The sequence below is a fragment of the Bifidobacterium sp. MSTE12 genome (assembly GCF_000513015.1).
Classification (GTDB): Bacteria; Actinomycetota; Actinomycetes; order Actinomycetales; family Bifidobacteriaceae; genus Bifidobacterium; species Bifidobacterium dentium.
Genome location: NZ_AZYA01000017.1, coordinates 96345 through 114436 on the forward strand (window position 1 = coordinate 96345; position 18092 = coordinate 114436).

General features: G+C 60.8%; 15 protein-coding genes. 6 read left to right on the forward strand and 9 right to left on the reverse strand.

Annotated features, from left to right (window positions below; translation table 11 throughout):
• Window positions 1–12: 12 nt before the first annotated feature.
• Complete coding sequence (locus HMPREF1494_RS04895) at window positions 13–2517, reverse strand: GH36-type glycosyl hydrolase domain-containing protein (protein ID WP_034520329.1); 2505 nt, start codon at window positions 2515–2517, stop codon at window positions 13–15.
• 338 nt (window positions 2518–2855) lie between these two features.
• On the opposite strand from HMPREF1494_RS04895, the gene HMPREF1494_RS04900 reads away from it, so the two are divergent.
• On the forward strand, window positions 2856–4079 hold the full coding sequence (locus HMPREF1494_RS04900; protein ID WP_034520332.1) for a glycoside hydrolase family 26 protein: 1224 nt from the start codon (window positions 2856–2858) through the stop codon (window positions 4077–4079).
• A gap of 135 nt (window positions 4080–4214) precedes the next feature.
• Here HMPREF1494_RS04900 and HMPREF1494_RS04905 read toward each other — a convergent pair whose 3' ends face one another.
• On the reverse strand, window positions 4215–5792 hold the full coding sequence (locus HMPREF1494_RS04905) for a dolichyl-phosphate-mannose--protein mannosyltransferase (RefSeq protein ID WP_034520439.1): 1578 nt from the start codon (window positions 5790–5792) through the stop codon (window positions 4215–4217).
• A 187-nt stretch (window positions 5793–5979) separates the two neighbouring features.
• Here HMPREF1494_RS04905 and rsmI point away from each other — a divergent pair, with 187 nt between their 5' ends.
• Window positions 5980–6978, forward strand: a complete 999-nt coding sequence (gene rsmI / locus HMPREF1494_RS04910) for a 16S rRNA (cytidine(1402)-2'-O)-methyltransferase (RefSeq protein ID WP_003838339.1) — start codon at window positions 5980–5982, stop codon at window positions 6976–6978.
• On the opposite strand, the gene HMPREF1494_RS04915 is transcribed toward rsmI, so the two are convergent.
• Both HMPREF1494_RS04915 and HMPREF1494_RS04920 read right to left on the reverse strand, forming a co-directional pair.
• Window positions 6968–7216: a variant leucine-rich repeat-containing protein gene (locus HMPREF1494_RS04915; RefSeq protein ID WP_033489334.1), complete on the reverse strand. Its 249-nt coding sequence runs from the start codon at window positions 7214–7216 to the stop codon at window positions 6968–6970. The genes rsmI and HMPREF1494_RS04915 overlap by 11 nt on opposite strands.
• Before the next feature lie 52 nt (window positions 7217–7268).
• Window positions 7269–7904 (reverse strand): hypothetical protein, encoded by a 636-nt coding sequence (locus tag HMPREF1494_RS04920; RefSeq protein WP_034520335.1) that lies wholly within the window; start codon window positions 7902–7904, stop codon window positions 7269–7271.
• Window positions 7905–8058: 154 nt separating this feature from the next.
• Between HMPREF1494_RS04920 and metG the strand changes: the two genes are divergently transcribed.
• The 3 genes from metG (at window position 8059) to HMPREF1494_RS11450 (ending at window position 11544) form a co-directional block, all read left to right on the forward strand.
• Window positions 8059–9921 (forward strand): methionine--tRNA ligase, encoded by a 1863-nt coding sequence (gene metG, locus HMPREF1494_RS04925; RefSeq protein WP_003843192.1) that lies wholly within the window; start codon window positions 8059–8061, stop codon window positions 9919–9921.
• Between the two features lie 442 nt (window positions 9922–10363).
• Window positions 10364–10948: a hypothetical protein gene (locus HMPREF1494_RS04930; protein WP_034520339.1), complete on the forward strand. Its 585-nt coding sequence runs from the start codon at window positions 10364–10366 to the stop codon at window positions 10946–10948.
• Window positions 10912–11544 carry a hypothetical protein gene (locus HMPREF1494_RS11450; protein ID WP_155807156.1) on the forward strand — a complete coding sequence of 211 codons (633 nt, stop codon included), beginning with the start codon at window positions 10912–10914 and terminating at the stop codon, window positions 11542–11544. The genes HMPREF1494_RS04930 and HMPREF1494_RS11450 overlap by 37 nt, the downstream gene beginning before the upstream one ends.
• Here the strand turns inward: HMPREF1494_RS11450 and HMPREF1494_RS11205 are convergent.
• The 4 genes from HMPREF1494_RS11205 to HMPREF1494_RS04950 all read right to left on the reverse strand — a co-directional run bounded on the left by HMPREF1494_RS11205 (window position 11465) and on the right by HMPREF1494_RS04950 (window position 13658).
• The gene (locus HMPREF1494_RS11205) at window positions 11465–11791 is read right to left on the reverse strand and encodes a hypothetical protein (protein WP_231495330.1); all 327 of its coding nucleotides are present in this window, start codon (window positions 11789–11791) and stop codon (window positions 11465–11467) included. The genes HMPREF1494_RS11450 and HMPREF1494_RS11205 overlap by 80 nt on opposite strands.
• Window positions 11792–11802: 11 nt before the next feature.
• Window positions 11803–12480 (reverse strand): hypothetical protein, encoded by a 678-nt coding sequence (locus HMPREF1494_RS04940; protein WP_034520342.1) that lies wholly within the window; start codon window positions 12478–12480, stop codon window positions 11803–11805.
• A 368-nt stretch (window positions 12481–12848) separates the two neighbouring features.
• On the reverse strand, window positions 12849–13157 hold the full coding sequence (locus HMPREF1494_RS04945) for a helix-turn-helix domain-containing protein (RefSeq protein WP_034520344.1): 309 nt from the start codon (window positions 13155–13157) through the stop codon (window positions 12849–12851).
• Window positions 13158–13229: 72 nt separating this feature from the next.
• Window positions 13230–13658 (reverse strand): restriction endonuclease, encoded by a 429-nt coding sequence (locus tag HMPREF1494_RS04950; RefSeq protein WP_034520347.1) that lies wholly within the window; start codon window positions 13656–13658, stop codon window positions 13230–13232.
• A 534-nt stretch (window positions 13659–14192) separates the two neighbouring features.
• Here HMPREF1494_RS04950 and HMPREF1494_RS04955 point away from each other — a divergent pair.
• On the forward strand, window positions 14193–14705 hold the full coding sequence (locus HMPREF1494_RS04955; RefSeq protein WP_034520349.1) for a hypothetical protein: 513 nt from the start codon (window positions 14193–14195) through the stop codon (window positions 14703–14705).
• 635 nt (window positions 14706–15340) lie between these two features.
• Here HMPREF1494_RS04955 and HMPREF1494_RS04965 read toward each other — a convergent pair.
• Window positions 15341–17479 carry a glycoside hydrolase family 2 protein gene (locus HMPREF1494_RS04965; protein ID WP_034520355.1) on the reverse strand — a complete coding sequence of 713 codons (2139 nt, stop codon included), beginning with the start codon at window positions 17477–17479 and terminating at the stop codon, window positions 15341–15343.
• Between the last annotated feature and the right edge of the window lie 613 nt (window positions 17480–18092).

Sequence of the window (18092 nt, forward strand, 5' to 3'; positions counted from 1 at the left end):
GCCGTTCGGCCATCAGAAGGTGACTGCCACCTCGACCAACTTGGTGTCGTCGGTCGGGACCGGCACGACGTTGCCTGCAAGCTGCTCGCCATTGACGCTCACCGTGCGCTCGCCGGTGCGCTTCATGGCAATGCGGTAGGTCACGCCACGGAACACACGGGTCACGGTCAGGTCGGTGAACTGTTTCGGCAGATGCGGTTCGATAGCCAGACCGTCGAGCGTCGGGCGCACGCCCAGCAGATACTGGGACACGTCCACGAACGTCCATGCGGCGGTGCCGGTCAGCCAGGAATTCTTGCCTTCGCCCGGGGTCGGGGCCTCAGGGCCGGCCACCATCTGGCAGTAGACGTACGGCTCCACCTTGCGGATGTCGGACTTGTCTTCCACGTAGGCCGGGCAGTTGCGCTGGTAGACCGCGAAGGCCTCCTCGTTGTTGTCGGTCAGCGCATTGGCGATGGAGATCCACGGGTTGTTATGGCAGAAGATGCCGCCGTTCTCCTTATAACCGCGCGGATAGGACGAGATTTCGCCCAGCTCGATGCGGTAGGTGGAATAGGCCGGGGCAAGGATGGCGGTACCCCAATCGCAGGTCAGCTTGTCCTTCACGGACTTCAGGGCCTGCTGGGCCTTGCCGTCATCGAGGCCGATGCCGGCCATCACGCACATGCCCTGCGGTTCGATGTAGATCTGGCCTTCGGTGTCTTCGTGCGTGCCGACCTTGCGCGAATAGGCGTCGTAGGCGCGCACGAACCATTCGCCGTCCCATCCGGCGGTTTTGACCGCTTCGGAGACCTGGCCGATTTCGGCACGCACATTGGCTGCCTCGGAGGCGATTTCGGCATCGGTCATGCCGGTGAGCTGACCGTAATGTTCGATGATGTCGGCATACTGGCCGCCATACAGCACGAACATGCCGCCGATGAACACGGATTCGGCAACGCCGGTGTCGTTGTTCTCCACGGTCTGGAAGCTCTCGCCCGGAGTGTCGGAGAAGCAGTTGAGGTTCAGGCAATCGTTCCAGTCGGCGCGGCCGATCAGCGGGATGCCATGCGGTCCCTTGTGCGTGATGGTGAAGTTCACGGAGCGGCGCAGGTGCTCGAGCAGCGGTACTTCGGAGCCTTCCACGTTGTTGAACGGCACCGGCTCGGTCAGAATCGATGCGTCGCCGGTCTCGGCGAGGTACGCATTCACGCCGGCCACGAGCCACAGCGGGTCATCGTTGAAGCCACCGCCGATGTCGGCATTGCCCTTCTTGGTGAGCGGCTGATACTGGTGCCACGCGGAACCATCCTCCATCTGGGTGGAGGCGATGTCGATGATGCGCTGGCGCGCACGGCCCGGAATCAGGTGCACGAAGCCGAGCAGATCCTGGTTGGAATCGCGGAAGCCCATGCCGCGGCCCATGCCGGACTCGTAATAGGAGGCGGAACGGGACATGTTGAAGGTGACCATGCACTGGTACTGGTGCCAGATGTTGACCATGCGGTCGAGCTTCTCGTCGCCGGATTCCACGCTGTAGGTGGTCAGCAGTTCGGTCCAGTAGGTGTTGAGCTCCTTCAGGGCTGCCTCTACCTGCTCGACGGTGGCGAAGCGGCGGAACAGTTCATGCGCCGGCTTCTTGTTGATGATGCCTACCTTGGCCGGATCGTTCGGATCCTCCCACTTGTCTTCCTTGGCGACTTCGATGTAGCCCAGCACGAATACGAGCGACTTGGTCTCGCCCGGCTTGAGCTCGAGGCGTACGCGGTCGGCGGCGATCGGGAACCAGCCGTGGGCCACGGAATCGTGGGCCTGGCCTTCGGTGATGACCTGCGGAGTGCCCCAACCATTGAACTTGCCGAGGAATTCGTCACGGCTCGTGTCGAAGCCGACGACGGGGGAGTTAACGGCAAAGAACGCATAATGGTTGCGACGTTCCTTGAATTCGGTCTTGTGGTAGATCAGGGTGGCGTCATCCTGCTTCTCGATCTCCACTTCGCCGGTGGACAGGTTGCGCTGGAAGTTGGAGGAGTCGTCGACTGCGTTCCACAGGCACCATTCCACGGAACCGGTCACGTCGAGCACGACCGGTGCGTCGGTGGTGTTGGTCACGTCGAGACGGTTGACTTCGGCATTGGTCTTCAGCGGCACGAACGCGGTGAGCTTGGATTCGATGCCGTGCTTGGCGGCTTCGAACACGGTGTAGCCGATGCCCTGACGGCACTTATAGGAGTCGAGCGGCGTCTTGCATGGCAGGAAGGTCGGCGACCACGTGTCAATCGGCTTGGCGTTGACGGCGTTGGAGTCCATAAGGCTCAGATAGTAGTTGCGCGCGCCGTTGTCGCCGGGCACGTTGTTGTAACGGTAGCGGGTGATGCGACGCAGTTTGGCGTCCTTGTAGAAGGAGTAGCCGCCGCCGGTATTGGAGATCAGGGAGAAGAAGTCCTCGTTGCCGAGGTAGTTGATCCATGGCAGTGGGGTTGCCGGAGTTTCGATTACATACTCGCGGGCGGAATCATCGAAGTGGCCGTACTTCATGGGAATCCTTTCAGACTGCTTCGTTGCGGCTCCTGGCTGCGGGCGTGGGCATACGCGGGGCGGCGTTGCGCGCGGCTACGGCCAGTGTTCGTTGGTTATTGCATTCCCCATAAGGATACCACGTTATTTATAACTTTATAAATAAGTGATTCGACCGTGTTGCGTGGGTTCATTCCGACCTCATTCCGTGGTGTTCTGGGAAAAGCCGAATCGTAGGAAAGGGGAATCCGAATCCCATAGGGACGAAAATCCGAATCGCCGGCATGGCGGAGGCGGGCACGGGCGGACACCGGTAGAGTAGGGGTGAGAGACATGGAGCGACACGAAGGAGCGCTGGTATGGCCGAAGAAGGCACCATCATGAAGTCAAAGCCGGTGGATGACGATCTCAATGCCAAGACTCGCGCGCTGTTTGACGCATTGCACCGCGCAACGGGCGAATTCGCCATGTTCGGCCATCAGAACGAAACCAGCAACGTAATCGGCGAGCATACCGACTCCGATGTGCATGCGGTGACCGGTTCCTACCCGGCTGTGTGGGGCAACGACTTGGGCGGCGTCGAGCTGGACCGGAATCGCAATCTCGACGGATTCGGAGCCGAAGCCATCCGAAACGAAATGCTTCGAGCCTTCAACATGGGCGCCGTCAACACGCTCAGCTGGCATTCCGCCAACCCGCTCACCCTCGGCGGTTACGGCCATAACATGGCCGAGGGTACCGTCAAAGCGGTGCTGCCCGGCGGTGAAGCGCATGAGAAGTTCCTCGGCTGGCTCGACCGCATTGCCGCCGCGCTCACCACCGTCACGGACACGAACGGCGAACCGATTCCCATCGTCTTCCGCCCGTTCCATGAGCATACCGGCGACTGGTTCTGGTGGTGTACCGGTTCTCCCGCACGTCCGACCGACACCACGCCCGAACAGTTCGTCGAACTGTGGCGCATGACCATCGAATACCTGCGTGACGTCAAGCATGTGCACAATGTGCTCTACGCCTACTCGCCCGACCGTAGCCGCATCGATATGAGCACGCCGGAATCGTTGGAGACCGGTTATCTGTATGCCTATCCCGGAGACGACTATGTCGATGTGCTCGGCTTCGACGATTACTGGGACATCGCGCCCGCCGAGAAAAGCGCGGAGGATCCGCAGGCCCGCCATGCCGATCTGATTGCGATGCTTACATTGGTCGGTCGCCTCGGCAAGGAGCGCGGCAAGCTGGCCGCGGCCACGGAAGTCGGTTCTCCGGGAATATTCGCCGACTCGTACGTCTGCGACTCCCACGATCTCGCCATCATCGGCGCCAATGATGACACTGCGGCCGAAGATGGCTCAGCGTTGTCGGATTCGCCATGGACGAAGTATCTGCTGACCGCCGCGCTCGCCAACGAATACGCCCGCCGCGCACTGTGGTACTTGCCGTGGCGCAATGATCCGGATGCCGCTGGCACCGGAGCATACGGCACGCCCGTTGCCGGTTCGCGGTATGCCGATGATTTCAGACGATTCGTCCGTCACGACTTCATGCGTCTCGCCGACGCCCTTCCGCCTCTGTATAGGTGAGCGGTTTGCCGCGTAGGGTCCCATATGTGGTCAGATCCATGATCTGAACCACATATGCTGAGCCGTTAGGCCGGTAGTCCGGTGGACTGCCGGTAGGCGAAGTGAGCGGTTTGCCGCGTAAGGTCCCATATGTGGTCAGATCCATGATCTGAACCACATATGGGACAGCCAGAATTCGTAAGGCACCGGTATCGCCGTCCAGATCGGGTAGAAGAAGGCCGAAACCAGTATGATCAACATAAGGCCCAGTCCGACGGTCAGACGATAGGTGCCGATTTCCGCATGCGTGTGCAACCAATCAAGCACGTAACAGATCGCAAGCACGATCCACGGCAGAATCACAATCGAATAGAACGTGAACGTCGTACGATTCAGATACTGCGCCCACGGCAGCCAACCGCCCAAAAAGCCGGCCAAAACCGCCCAAATTCGCCAATAGCCACCATCTTCGCGGGTAGTGCCGCCACGAATACGCCCGCGCACCAGACCGGCGATGGCGATGATGATCGCCGTCACCGTGCACAGCGAGCCCGCCCACCAGATCAGCGGATTGCCGAGCGACGTGATCGCTGCCACGCATTGCGAATCCGGCGCCAACGAACACAGTCCCGGATGCCCGGACAGCTTCTCCCAATAAAAACTGGTCGGCCTTACCTGCAACGGCCAAGTAAGCGGGTTCGCCTTGTAGTCGTGCGGCGCGTCGAGCGTGGTGTGGAATTGCCACATCTGCGCATGGTAGGCCACAAAGGAACGCAACGATTCCGGCAGCCAGGTCACACCCTCGCCGGGATGATTCGCGGCCCAATCGTGCATATACGAGTCGGCATGCAGGAACCAGTTGAGCCATCCACCCAAATAGGTAAGCGCGTAGATCGGCACCATGTAGCAGGCCGCCACGAGCCCATCCTTCACCAAACCGGTCGTGAACCATGCGCGATAGCCGATCCGCCGGCGCTCCCACGCATCCCATAGCACCGAGATTACGCAGAACACAGCGAATAGATATGTGCCCGACCACTTCACGCCGGTCGCCATGCCAAGCAGGAAGGCCGCACCTACGCGGTACCACGACAAGGCGATCATCGGTCCGCGTCGTTGCAGTATCAAGCCGCGCCTTCCCGGCTTGAAACGTGCCGTACGGGCGGCCGCATCAATCGCATATTGCCGTCGCAGCCGTGCACGGGCCCAATCGCGATGCATCAACATCAACGAAAACGCTCCCAAGGCGAACACCATGATGAAATTGTCGAGCAGGCCGGTGCGGCTCATCACGATGCCGAGACCGTCCAACGACATGAGCAGGCCGGCAATCAACGCAATCGGCAGATTGTGGAACAGGCGCAAGGCCACGCGGGTGATCAGCACGATGGCGACGACACCGGCAACGGCAACGCTCGCACGCCAGGCGACGGGATTGTCGGCGCCGCCGAACAGTTTCAGCCCGGCCGCGATCATCCACTTGCCGACCGGCGGATGCACCACATATTCGGCCGTATTAAGCCAACGGTCGGTGTCGCCGGCTGCGAACAGTCGGTCGATTTCGACATCCACGCCGTCGATGGTCACCAGTTTCGGCCAATCGCGCGCCTCGCCGGTGTTCAGCATGGTCCACGCGTCTTTGACGTAATACGTTTCGTCGAATACCACCGCGCGAGGGGAGCCAAGTCTCACAAAGCGCAGGATTCCGCCGAAAGCGGCCACAAGAATCGTCATCAGCCATGCGAAAGGCCTGGAGGCGGTCCAACGTGGTTCGGGAGAGGCATCGGAGCCGTCACGTTGATGCCACCGTCGTCGGAGTGCGGCGTATCGCGCATTCGCCTTGACCGTCTGTATACTCATCGTCGCCTCATTTCGCCCGCAAGACATGCCCTTGGATACACAGTAGGAGATACTGGAAGATATGGAGAGCATACAAGCGCAATCAACACAGGAGCCAACCGAATTCACGGACGGGACGGATGACGGCGGCCGGATTACCGCCGCCGGCGCGCTCGATGCGTTGGTGGACGGCGTCGGCATTCCGCGCGGTACGGTGATTCTTGCCGCAACGCCGATCGGCAATACCGCCGATGCCTCCGCCCGACTGATTGCGCTCATGGAAGGAGCCGACATCGTCGCGGCCGAAGACACGCGCCGCCTGTATGCGCTCGCCAACCGTCTCGGCATCCATGTGTCCGGTCGTGTGGTCGCCTATCACGACCATAACGAGCGGGATAAGGCCGACGGTCTGCTCGACCAGGTCGAAACCGGTGCCACCGTGCTGGTCGTCTCCGATGCGGGCATGCCGACCATCAACGATCCGGGACTGGCCATCGTGCGCCGCGCTATCGAACGCGGCCTGCCGGTCACCTGCGCGCCCGGCCCCTCTGCCGTACTGGATGCGCTCGCATTGTCCGGCTTGCCGACCGACCGCTTCTGCTATGAGGGATTCCTGCCACGCAAACATGCCGAACGCGTGCAGCATCTGCGCGCACTGCAGTCCGAGCGCCGCACCATCGTGTTCTACGAGACCCTGCATCGCATCGACGACTCCATGGCCGACCTGCTGGAAGTGCTCGGGCCGAATCGGCGCATGGCGTTGTGCCGTGAACTGACCAAGGACTATGAGCAGATCCGCCGTGGAACCATCGCCGAAATCCACCAAAGCGTCATCGACGAGCCGCCTCGCGGCGAAATGGTACTGGTCATCGCCGGTGCCTCCGATGAGGAGGCCGACGCGGCCGCGCCGGCCTCGCTATCCGTAGAAGATCTGGCCGTACTGTCGATCGACCGTGCGCAGGAAGACAATCTGCGCATCAAGGACGCCATTGCGCAGGTCGTGGCTGAGCATCCGCTGGCCGACGGTTCCCTCGCCAATCGCAAGCAGGTCTACAACGCAGTGCTCGCTCTCAAAGGCTGATGGCGGAGTCGGCCCGGCCATCCAGCGAATCGAGCAGTATGCATAACGCTTCGCCTACGCCTGGGCCGCCGACCTGCCCGATATACTCCAGCATCGCCGGACTGGCCGCCGGATTCGCCACCAACCACTTGCGTAGCGACGGAGACTCCCGCGCGATATGCCAGAGCACTTCCGGGTCGGTTTCCGGACTGCAGGCGATGAGCGGCGTCAATTCGAGTGGCGGGCGTGGCGGCTCCACCAGAGCCCTCGGCTTGGGTTCCGGCCGGTACTCCGGCGGACTTCGATGCCGCTTATTGCGCCGTCGGATGCTCATTGGCTCTGCCCGCAATTCCATGAAACAGGGTGCGTGCCTGCGACGCATTCCTGATATGCCGACTCTGCTGCAGCGCCTGCAGACAGTCGTCGGGCCGGAAACGATATTCCTGCATGAGCATGCAGATCACTTCATGCATGACGTCTTTCGTCTCGTCGGTGGCGATCAACGCCAGATCGCAGGCGGTGCGTACCGGCGTGGTCGTGCGTACCGGACCGACCTGAATGACATGGTCCGGGGGTGCCTTGCGATTGAACACCCGCACCTTTCGCCCGTGCCGCAACGTGCGGAAATGCGATGAGGACAGAATGTCAATGGTTTCCGGAAACAATCCGCCCAGCCACAGCCATGCGGCCGTGAAGCCGCAGGCTACGGCATTGCGTGGCATCACGGTCGCGACGATGGTGGCACGGCCATACAGCGTGGTCGAATCCTGCAACGTATAGGCATTGGCACTGTCGAGTTTGCACAGTGTGCCGAAATCGGCCAATCTGTTGAGATTCATCGGTCCCGGCAGATCGCCGTCGCGCAGCAGCGGTGCGAGCGGTCCCGTGGCAAGCGTCATTGCGATATCCATGACGGTACCGTAACGGATGGTCGGCGTCTGCGCCATCGGCTTACGAAAATCCGTGGATATGTGGACAACGATTGTTTCATCATACAACAATGTGCATAATCAGGGGGATTGCGCACTGACGTGGTCGTCATGCGAGCATAGGTACGCTGCAGAGCCTTCCTGTCGCTATCTGAGCCGATAATCGTGCCTTATGAGTCATATTTTGGTGAATGTTGCTTGGCCGTATGCGAACGGCCCCCGTCATATCGGCCATGTCGCCGGCTTCGGCGTGCCGTCCGACGTGTACGCGCGTTACGAGCGCATGAAGGGCAATGACGTGCTGATGGTGTCCGGCACCGACGAGCACGGCACCCCGATCCTGGTGGAAGCCGACAAGGAAGGCGTGAGTGCGCAGGAACTCGCCAACCGCTACAACCGTGTGATCGCCAAGGATCTGTGCGATTTGGGCCTGAGCTACGATCTGTTCACCCGTACCACGACCGGCAATCACGAAAAGGTCGTGCAGGAACTGTTCACGCAGTGCCTCGAGAACGGCTATATCTATAAAGGCACGCAAAAGGTCGCCATTTCGCCGTCTACCGGACGTACCCTGCCGGACCGTTACATCGAAGGCACCTGCCCGATCTGTGGCTCCGACGGTGCCCGAGGCGATCAGTGCGATACCTGCGGCAACGAGCTCGACCCGGACGAGCTGATCAATCCGGTATCCAAGATCAACGGCGAAACCCCACGCTTCGAGGAGACCGAACACTTCTTCCTCGACCTGCCGGCGCTCGCCGAGGCCAATCTCGCATGGCTCAAGACCCGCGAAGGCTGGCGTACCAACGTCATCAACTTCTCCATCGGACTGTTTAAGGAAGTCAAGCCGCGTGCCATCACGCGCGACATCGACTGGGGCATTCCGATTCCGGTCGCCGGCTGGATCGACAACCCGAACAAGAAGCTGTACGTGTGGTTCGATGCCGTGATCGGCTACCTGTCCGCATCCATCGAATGGGCCCGCCGCAAGGGCGAGCCGGACGCGTGGCGCGCTTGGTGGAACGACCCGACCACTCCGGGCTACTACTTCATGGGCAAAGACAACATCACGTTCCACTCCCAGATCTGGCCGTCCGAGATGCTGGCCTACAACGGTCAGGGTTCCAAGGGCGGCGAAACCGGCAAGCTCGGCCCACTGAACATGCCGGAGCAGGTCGTGGCATCCGAATTCATGACCATGGAGGGCAAGAAGTTCTCGTCCTCCCGTGGCATCGTGATCTACGTGAAGGACATCCTGTCGCGCTACCCGGTTGACGCCGTGCGCTACTACATCTCCGTGGCAGGTCCGGAAAGCTCTGACTCCGACTTCACCTGGGCCGAGTTCGTGCGCCATAACAATGAGGAGCTCGCCGCCTCCTGGGGCAATCTGGTGAATCGTGTGGCCAACCTCATGAACAAGAACTTCGGTGAGATTCCAGCGCTTGATGAGGCTTCGATGACCGATGAGGACCGTGCCCTGCTGGCCGAGACCGCAGGTGCCTTCGACTCCATCGGTTCGCTGATCGAGAACCATCGCCAGAAGAATGCGCTGTCCGAAGCAATGCGCGTGGTCGGTGACATCAACAAGTACATCTCCGCCACCGAACCGTGGAAGATCAAGGATAATCCGGCCCGTCTCGGCACCGTACTGCATGTCGCCGCCCAGGCCGTGTCCGATGCCAACCATCTGCTGGCTCCGTTCCTGCCGCACTCCGCGCAGAAAGTGTGGGAGGCGCTGGGCGGTACTGGCACGTTCTCGCCGTTGCCACGTCTTGAAGAGGTTGAGGATCTCGACAAACCGGGCTTCATGTACCCGATTATCACCGGTGACTACGAGATGGGCGAGACCGTGCATCCATGGGCATCCGAACCGATTGTGGCCGGTACCCCGGTGCCGAAGCCGCATCCGATCTTCGCGAAGATTCCGCCGGAGGCCGTTGAGGAAGAACTCGCCCGCTTCGATGCCGAGCTGACCGCCCGTCGCGAGGCCGAGGCCGCCCGTCTGGCTGCCGAGAAGGCCAAGCTGGAGGGCTGAGTCGGATTGAAGCCTGATCCGCTCTTCTGACGAGAACACGATTCCGGAAAACTTCGCTTTTCCGGGATCGTGTTGTTATTTTCGTGCCCAATGGGTATTCGCCTCGGAGGAACCCATTCTTTATGGGGATGGAGCCATTGGGCTTCCGCCATTCCTTGGGGTAGTGGTTCCCGAAGGCTGGGTGGGACCGTGCACGATTCCTCACAGCCGACGCTTTTCACGAATCATGCATGGCTGCGGTCCGGATATTCCTGACTTGGATACTATGGATCCAGTACGCATGGACGCCCGTAGAACGGCGTAACTCCGCCGTTCTACGAGGATTGACCCCGCACCGGAAAAACACTGCGAAGGGGCCGTTTTCGTGCGGATCCTCGCGACAGGCATCAATAAATGCCTACCCTTAGGCTACCCCGCGAAAGGATGCGGAAGGAGCCTGAAAATGGCTAAAAATCAACGACGGACGCGCGGCGCAGGCAGCCTGTACCAACGGAAGGATGGCGTCTGGGTGGCCACCCAGGAACTACCTCCTGATCCACGGACCGGCAAACGACGTCGGCTGACGGCAAAGGGCAAAAGCCGCGCGGCCGCCGTCGAACGTCTGAAGACGAAGATCAAGAACGCGCAGCTGCCGCCCCTGTCCGAATGGCTCACGCATTGGCGGGAGACCCGCGCGTACCGACTACGACCCAGCACGCAGGAGATCTACATGTGCGCATGCCGACGCGTCAGCCGTCTCATCGGCGAAACGCGACTCGACCGACTCACTCCCCAACTGCTCACCAAATGGCAAGCCGATGCCGAAAGGCTGTATTCACACCGGACGGTCTGCATGGACAGGACGGTCTTGACCCAGGCACTCGAACAGGCCGTGACGAATGGTCTGCTCGACGGAAATCCAATGCATGGCGTCGAAGCGCCCGTCGGCTCGCAGGGCAGCTCGGAGCTTGATGGCGGTGCTGACGGGCGTCGGGGGCTAAGGTGGTTCGTATGGACGGGGAATTCCGCAGGTTCGTGCGCGTGCTGACCGACTGCCACGGCGTCGGCTTCGTCGTCATGGTGAACCACCGCGACTTCCACGGCAATGCCGCGTCGTACGACGTCGGGACCACGTATGACGGAGGGATCATGACATGCAAGAACCTGACGCCCGGCCAGGTCCATGCGGTACCCGCGGACCTGACGCTCGCCCACCGGCTCACACCGGACGGTCCGCCCGCCCGCCTGGCCGTCGCGCATGCGGTCGACGACGGCACGCTGCAACGCCTGTTCGACGCATACGAACCCGACCCGGACGACCCGGCCCAGCTCCACTATCGGCAGGTCCGGTACGCGTTCGCGCAAGCGGCCGAACGGCTCGACTGGAAGGGCATGGCCGACGCCATGGCGTCACTTCCCCGCCCGGCGAGGCTCCTGCCGTCATGTGCACTGCTCAACTGGGCCGTGGACGTGGTCGACGCCGCCGTCGGCGGCATGACTATGCCTGCCATGCCGCGGGGTCTGGACGGCGAACGGAAGCGCGCCGAGGCGCGGCTGAACGCCATCATGCCCACGGGCATCGAAGCCATCTGCGAGGGGGAGCGGCTGAAGGCGTTCGCGGACGTATGCCGGGCGTGGACATGACAAGCGCCTCGCGGTCGGTCGGGTCGACCCTGTCCCGGTCGGACAGCAGCCCGTACCGGTTCATCCTGGCCCAATGCTCCCTGTACCGGTTGCCTTGGCCCGCCGCCAATCGTTGCTGGGCGAGCATCCTGCCGGCAAGCATGGTCGTCGACTCGTAGAACACGTCGTACAGGACGCTGTCGGTCAGATCCTCCAAACCCCATTCGGGAACGTCGCCGTGCCGTTCCTCGTTCCCGATATCTTCCATTCGCCTTTCCCTTACAGTCCGATATGGCCGCCGTGGCCGTGCCTGCCGTCCTCCGCATCCAACGTGACGGACGGAAAACCGTCCCAACAGTCGATGAAGTCGTTGACGAGCCGCCATTGGCGGCGGCTGATGCCGATACGCCAGTCGGGCCGCACCATCAGCACCGGAGCGGCGGGCTCGGCCGCTCTGATTTCCGCCATGGCGGCCTGGTCGCATTCCTCGTCGTCGATCCATATGGCCGGCGACGGGTCCGCCGACTTCCGTTCCGCTTGGATGCGCGACAGTATCGTCGACCGTTTGCCCGTCAGCCTGCGTTCCATGGTGACCGGGTCGTACCAGGGGACGGTACGGACGATTCCGGGATCCCAGCCGAGCATCGGATCCAACGTGTTCGTGCAGTATGGCTGCCAGGTGGTCAGCCAGTTCAGTTCGATACGGCCGTTCCTGGCGAGCCCGTACATGGCGTCGGACAGCTCGCGCGACCAGTGGATGCGGAACCGGCCCACGAAAAGACGCGCCTGCGCGTTGCCGTCCAGGTGGAACGCGCGTTCGGGACTGTACAGGGCTTTGCGCGGATCGCCGTCCTTCAGCCATTGCGTGCGGTTCACGCCGCCGCGTTGCAGGACCTTGCGGTCGGGGAACGCGTTCAGCACGCCGTCGAAATCCGTGTACACGACGGGAACGCCCATGTCTACTCCTTTCCGCGAGAACCTTGTTCGACATGCCCAGCATACGCGGCGTTTCCGCCCTTAAAAGCAGACGATGGCCGACGGCGGCATACGTCGGGAACAGCCTCGGACGCATACTCACGGTAACCATGGCACGTATCGCAGGCATTGCCATCATGGCAGGAGCGCGAAAACGTCCGCTAAACACCAACTAGGGATGCGTCCTAGAAAAACTAATGGCAAAGGGAAAGCCCCGTCCTTGGCCGACGTCCCTACCGCAGGAATGGAAGCACGTCACCTCCGTTTCGGCGGAACGTGCTGGAGTATGAATTCGTCACGTTCCTTTTTCACATCGTCCAGCTGTTGCCGCAATGTCTTCATCCGTCTTTCTAATTTCTCGATTTGCCTGTCGTACTGTTCCTTCTCACGGGCTTCGGCCGTGCTAAGGATGGGTTCACCGCGTCGTCGGCATGCCTCAGGTAATCCTCCGCCTCGATTCCGGTACGGCTGCCGGCCTCCGTTTTCACGACGGGTTCTTTTTGATCCAGCAGTATGGACGGGTCGATGCCTCCGAGGGCGCGCAGGATCCTGACGAATTTCCCCGCAGGCATGGTATCGATTCGCCTTAGGCCCGTCTCGTAGTCACTGATGTTTCCCTGGCTCAATCCCACGGCTTTGCCCAGACCCCGCTGGCTCATACAGGTCATCTTGCAAAACGGCTTTTTCGCTCTTCCGATCAGTGGATATCTAAATTTGAGTCGAAAAAATATCTAAATTTGAGTTGGCTGCATGGACATGGGCAGTCCTTGTCGGCCCAGCCGCGCATGGTCTGCGACACGAGCGAGGCTGATGGCGGGCGCGGTGTCGGCGATGATGAAATGCCGGTAGCGGGTGTCGGCCATCGATGCCATGAAGAACGTGGACACGTCCTTGTCCGACAGCGTGTTCGAATAGCATTTCGCCTGGATGGCCCAATACTCGCCGTCCATGTCCTGCGCGACCAAGTCGATGCCGGTGTCCTGCCTGCCAGGATTCGTGGGCGCGTCATCCCACATCCACACATGATCGAACCGGTCCCTCCATGCCGGATCCTGGGTGAGGAACCACTGCACGGCGCGTTCCCATTTCGTGCCCTGCTGGCGCTTGTCCACCGACTCCTCGACGATGCTGTCGAATACCTCATCGACACTGACGGCCATGGTTGATTTTCCGAAGACGCTTTGGAACGGTGTGCCCCATCTACTCTACCCGGCGCGCATGCGGCGGCGGACGTCGACACGCGCCCTCATCCATGAGCCCTCATAAGGGTCGTGCGCATCCCGCCCGGAGACCCCTAAAACGCGGTGGAGCCGTCGTTTGTCGAGGATTCCGCCATGTAGCGGATTTCGTTTGGAAACGGACAGGGGTTTTGTTCTTCGTCTGTGTGGGCATGGTCTTGGCTGCATGCGTGTTTCGTGTCGTATGCCAGTCGGTCGGCCTGGATGGATGGCCGCGCCCGTTCCTGTTTCGGGATGGGGCATGGTCTTTCCGTCCGATGGTTTCGATTCTGGTCCGGTCGGTGTGAAGGTCGTCGTCCTCTACGTCCTGCGATCGCGGACGATGCGTGGTCGGGAATGTTGTTCATGTCGATGGGCGGACCGGAACGTTCCAGACGCAAATCCAACGGTGGGGACGCATAGGGGAGTCTGCCGGAATGGAAAACGGTGAAGACGATCCCGAACGAAAGGAAAGGTATGCGCAATCCATATTCATCCAAACGTCCCGCGCCGAGGATGGTGCTCGCATCAACGCTCGAGAGACTCTCGGACGACCCACGACGCCTCGCCACGATCCTGCTTGATTCGACCCGTTCATGGGACAGCCGGCTTGACGAACTGCACGCGGACGGGATCCCGACCTGTACTGAGCGGGCCATTCCAAACGCCGACGAAGGTTTCCCGACGGCGTTTGGCGATACCGGCAAGTCGGGGACGCATGAAAGGACCATGGGCAACAGCAACATGAACAACGACAGCAACAGCATCGACGACGCCGAAATCATCGTGCGCAAGGGGCGCCGTTTCAGGGTGGTCGGAACGCTCACCCCGCGCAAGGCATGCGAAACGTTCGATTTCGCATGGCATGATTCATGGACGGACGATCCATTCATGGATGTTCTTGCGCAAAGCATCGCCGATATGACGGGATGCCACATCGTCTCCTGCCTTGACGGCACGGTCGCCATCGTGCTCCAGCCCGTCGACTGATGGCACCGGCGATGGCGGCCCTTTCCGCATCCGCCTATGCCATGCGCCGAACCGCCATGGGCGTACGGAACCGTTCCGGCGGCCTCCACGCCATCCGGTCCACCCGCGCCAACCCACGCGCCGGCGGGCCATGGGCCCCGCTGGATTCCACGGCGGCCGTCTTGCCCGCAGACGTACGGGACGCCCCGAGGTCTTGAAACGGCTCCGGGACGCTCCCGCCGTCTTGTCGGCGAACGGGGGCGCCACATGGCGGCCTTCGCCTTCCGTGCAACTGTCTTTCCACGGAAGGGGCGAAGGTGGCCGACTGCGCCACCGGACTTGCAACGCTCGCGCATCACCCTAGACGTATATATCGGGAACCTGCCGGAACCCGGTTTATTAACCGAGTTAAGGCTGCCAATTGGCCGCCACGCCGCCTATGGTGGAGCTGTGGTGCCTACTCGCGTCTAGGATTCTAGCCGAACCATTCGTTAGGTCCATATTCTCAATCCGGTCGGGTCGGAGCATCATCCAATCGCTTCCCGAGCACCACCCGGTACGTGCGGGTACCGGCGAGGCCTCCGACCGGGGGAATTTCGCCGCCTGCGCACGCATCGCAGACCATGCAGGCAAGATGGCCGAAAGGGCGCCTGTGCTTATTCCGTGAGCTTGTCCACGCGCCGATCGTATGTCAGCAGCCCGTTGAGTTCCTCTTCCACGTCGGAAACCTGCGTGTATACGTAGCCGGCCAATCCTTTGGATTCCAATGCCGCAGCCGACGCCAAAACGGAACGTACCGCGGATCGCCAACCCTCAATCGAATCGTATTCGCCGTACCCGTAGGCTCGTGACACTGCGGAATGGTCGGCAATCAGCTGCGCCAATCCTCCGAATTCCGAGAGCATGAACGCGCGCACGCCATGCTGCGCTACCGGCAACACCGCGTAATGCTCGGCACGGCGACGCCTTCTATGCCGTTTCTCATATTCCGCCGCGTATCCGCGTAACGGCCCTTTGTCGGGGTAGACCTCCAGCGGACGGAAATAGTTATGCACGCTGTGATAGTCGCCGCAATGCTGGTCATACCAACCGCTCGTCGCGTCGATCGGACGGGTCGGATCGAGTGCGTGGATGCGTTCGGCGGCATCACACGCATTGAACTGGCCCCAACCCTCGTTGAACAGCACCCACGTCACGATCGACGGATGGCCGGATAGCATGTGCACCATCGCGTCGGCACTACGCGACCAGTCGCGGCGGTAATTCGAATCGTCGGCGCCGAGCGCGTCGAAATGCTGTGCGGTATCGTCGCGGAGTCTGTTCCAGCTGGAGCGCAGTAGCGTCGGTTTTTTGTTGGTCTGCCAAGCGTTGTATTCGCCGCCGCCGGAAACCGCATCCTGCCATACGAGCATGCCGAGACGGTCGCAATGGTAGTACCAGCGCGCGGATTCGATTTTGATATGCTTGCGCAGCATATTGAAGCCGGATGCTTTCATAGCGGTGATGTCATGAATCAGCGCGTCGTCGCAAGGCGCGGTCAGCAGTCCGTCCGGCCAATATCCTTGGTCGAGCACGCCCTTCAGGAACACCGGCTTACCGTTGAGATGGAATCTCGCCACGCCTTTCATGTCGGGCTTGACCTCCACCGTGCGGAACGCGCAATACGATTTCACTACGTCTGCGGATTGCGGTTTCGTCGTAGCCTCTGCCGTTTTCGCCGTCGTGCCGAACAGCAGCGTCGCCGTCACATCGTACAGATGCGGGTCCGTGGGAGACCACATATGCTCGGCATTCGTCTCGATTTCGGTGCGCACCTTGCGCGCGCCTGCCGGCAGTATGGTGTCCGCAACGACCGAACCATCCGACGGCTCGGTCACGACGATTCGCAGTTTCGCGTTCGGCCGGTCACCGCCGATTTCCGCCCGTATGAACAGCTTGCCATCGGCACTGCCTTTCAGTATGAGCGTGCGCAGGTAGGCGTCCGGCACGATTTCCAGCCAGACGCTCTGCCAGATGCCGCTCTGCGCGGTATACCAGATGCCATCGCGTTCGATTTTCTGCTTGCCGCGCGGTTGCGTGCCTGAATCGTTCGGATCATAGACGCACAATGCGATCTCAAACACATCGTCAGGGTCGATGAACGCCGAGATATCGACGTCGAACGGAAGGTAGCCGCCAACATGCACGCCGGCGAACTGGCCGTTGATATAGCAGGCGCACACCCAATCGACCGCCTCAAAGTGCAGGATCAGACGGTTCGCATCGCCGACCTGCCGTACGGTTTCCTCACTGCCGAGCGCCACCGGATGCACGACGGTGCGGTACCAGATCATGTCGTCGGGGTAGATGGTCTGATGTACGCCGGAAAGTGCGGATTCCGGTGAAAACGGCACGAGGATCTTCCCGTCGAACGTTTCCGGGATGGCGGCCTCTTTGACAGCCTCCACGGCCTCATCGCGAGTGAGCGCCGGCGTGGCCTTGTTACGGGAGAACGACCAGCGCGAGCCGGTTTCGTCATTGGGAATCGGCACGATCGCATAATCCCACATGCCGTTGAGCATCGTATGGTTGTTCCTCATCATCGTCGGGCGCGGATGCTCGCCAAGAATCGGCGTTCGGCCGACCTCCAGCTTGCGCTCTCCCTCTTCGATTGGGCGGAACGCCTTGTTTCCGGCGTTTTCGCACAGCCATTCATCGCGGATTCGTTCGCCCCAAGGCGTCCATAGTTGTTTCAGCGGCTCTGAGGAACGCCTTTTCTTGGGCGAGGCCTTCAATGCGCGTTTGATATCCAACATGGGAGCCTCCCTGCGGCACTGCACTCTCTCGACGTTCCCCATTGTAACGAGAAGAATCGCGATTTCGTTGATTTGGAAATCGCTTGCATTGATTCGTGTGGTGGGACGTCATGACATTCCCATTACGCGATTCACAGGAAATTGGCAGGTAGAAACATCGTTCTTCCAAGGGTCGGGCGGTTATATAGAACATGTCAACGGTTACGGCTGTTGGCGAGGTTCCCAATCGAACCCCATAACTGAACCCTTCTTCTCTCTTCTCTCTCAGCCGGCGGCCTTCTCTCCGCCGGCTTTCTTTTTTTCACTCTTGTTCCTCCTTGCGATGAGGGGATTGCTCGAATCCCCACGACGAGTCGTGGTGGAATTGGCCCATAATATCGACCATTTGCGGTCCCATCGGAAGGCAAACCGGATGAGACTGCTTCAAATCACTCCCGTTCAACGCGAAAAATAGCTGGAAAACGTTTTCTGTTTTTCGGAGTGTCGCGGGTCTGCAAGGTTTACACTGGTCAATACAAACGTTATTGGCAGGGTTGCTACTCATACGAGGCAAGACCTGGATCGGTACGGGAATCGTACTGTTCCAGGTCTTTTTTTGTGTGAACCTAGCGTC

Coding starts and splice junctions, on each gene's coding strand:
- HMPREF1494_RS04895 (WP_034520329.1), bottom strand. CDS start 2,517: ATGAAGTACGGCCACTTCGATGATTCCGCCCGCGAGTATGTAATCGAA.
- HMPREF1494_RS04900 (WP_034520332.1), top strand. CDS start 2,856: ATGGCCGAAGAAGGCACCATCATGAAGTCAAAGCCGGTGGATGACGAT.
- HMPREF1494_RS04905 (WP_034520439.1), bottom strand. CDS start 5,792: ATGACGATTCTTGTGGCCGCTTTCGGCGGAATCCTGCGCTTTGTGAGA.
- rsmI (WP_003838339.1), top strand. CDS start 5,980: ATGGAGAGCATACAAGCGCAATCAACACAGGAGCCAACCGAATTCACG.
- HMPREF1494_RS04920 (WP_034520335.1), bottom strand. CDS start 7,904: ATGGCGCAGACGCCGACCATCCGTTACGGTACCGTCATGGATATCGCA.
- metG (WP_003843192.1), top strand. CDS start 8,059: ATGAGTCATATTTTGGTGAATGTTGCTTGGCCGTATGCGAACGGCCCC.
- HMPREF1494_RS04930 (WP_034520339.1), top strand. CDS start 10,364: ATGGCTAAAAATCAACGACGGACGCGCGGCGCAGGCAGCCTGTACCAA.
- HMPREF1494_RS11450 (WP_155807156.1), top strand. CDS start 10,912: ATGGACGGGGAATTCCGCAGGTTCGTGCGCGTGCTGACCGACTGCCAC.
- HMPREF1494_RS11205 (WP_231495330.1), bottom strand. CDS start 11,791: ATGGAAGATATCGGGAACGAGGAACGGCACGGCGACGTTCCCGAATGG.
- HMPREF1494_RS04940 (WP_034520342.1), bottom strand. CDS start 12,480: ATGGGCGTTCCCGTCGTGTACACGGATTTCGACGGCGTGCTGAACGCG.
- HMPREF1494_RS04945 (WP_034520344.1), bottom strand. CDS start 13,157: ATGAGCCAGCGGGGTCTGGGCAAAGCCGTGGGATTGAGCCAGGGAAAC.
- HMPREF1494_RS04950 (WP_034520347.1), bottom strand. CDS start 13,658: ATGGCCGTCAGTGTCGATGAGGTATTCGACAGCATCGTCGAGGAGTCG.
- HMPREF1494_RS04955 (WP_034520349.1), top strand. CDS start 14,193: ATGCGCAATCCATATTCATCCAAACGTCCCGCGCCGAGGATGGTGCTC.
- HMPREF1494_RS04965 (WP_034520355.1), bottom strand. CDS start 17,479: ATGTTGGATATCAAACGCGCATTGAAGGCCTCGCCCAAGAAAAGGCGT.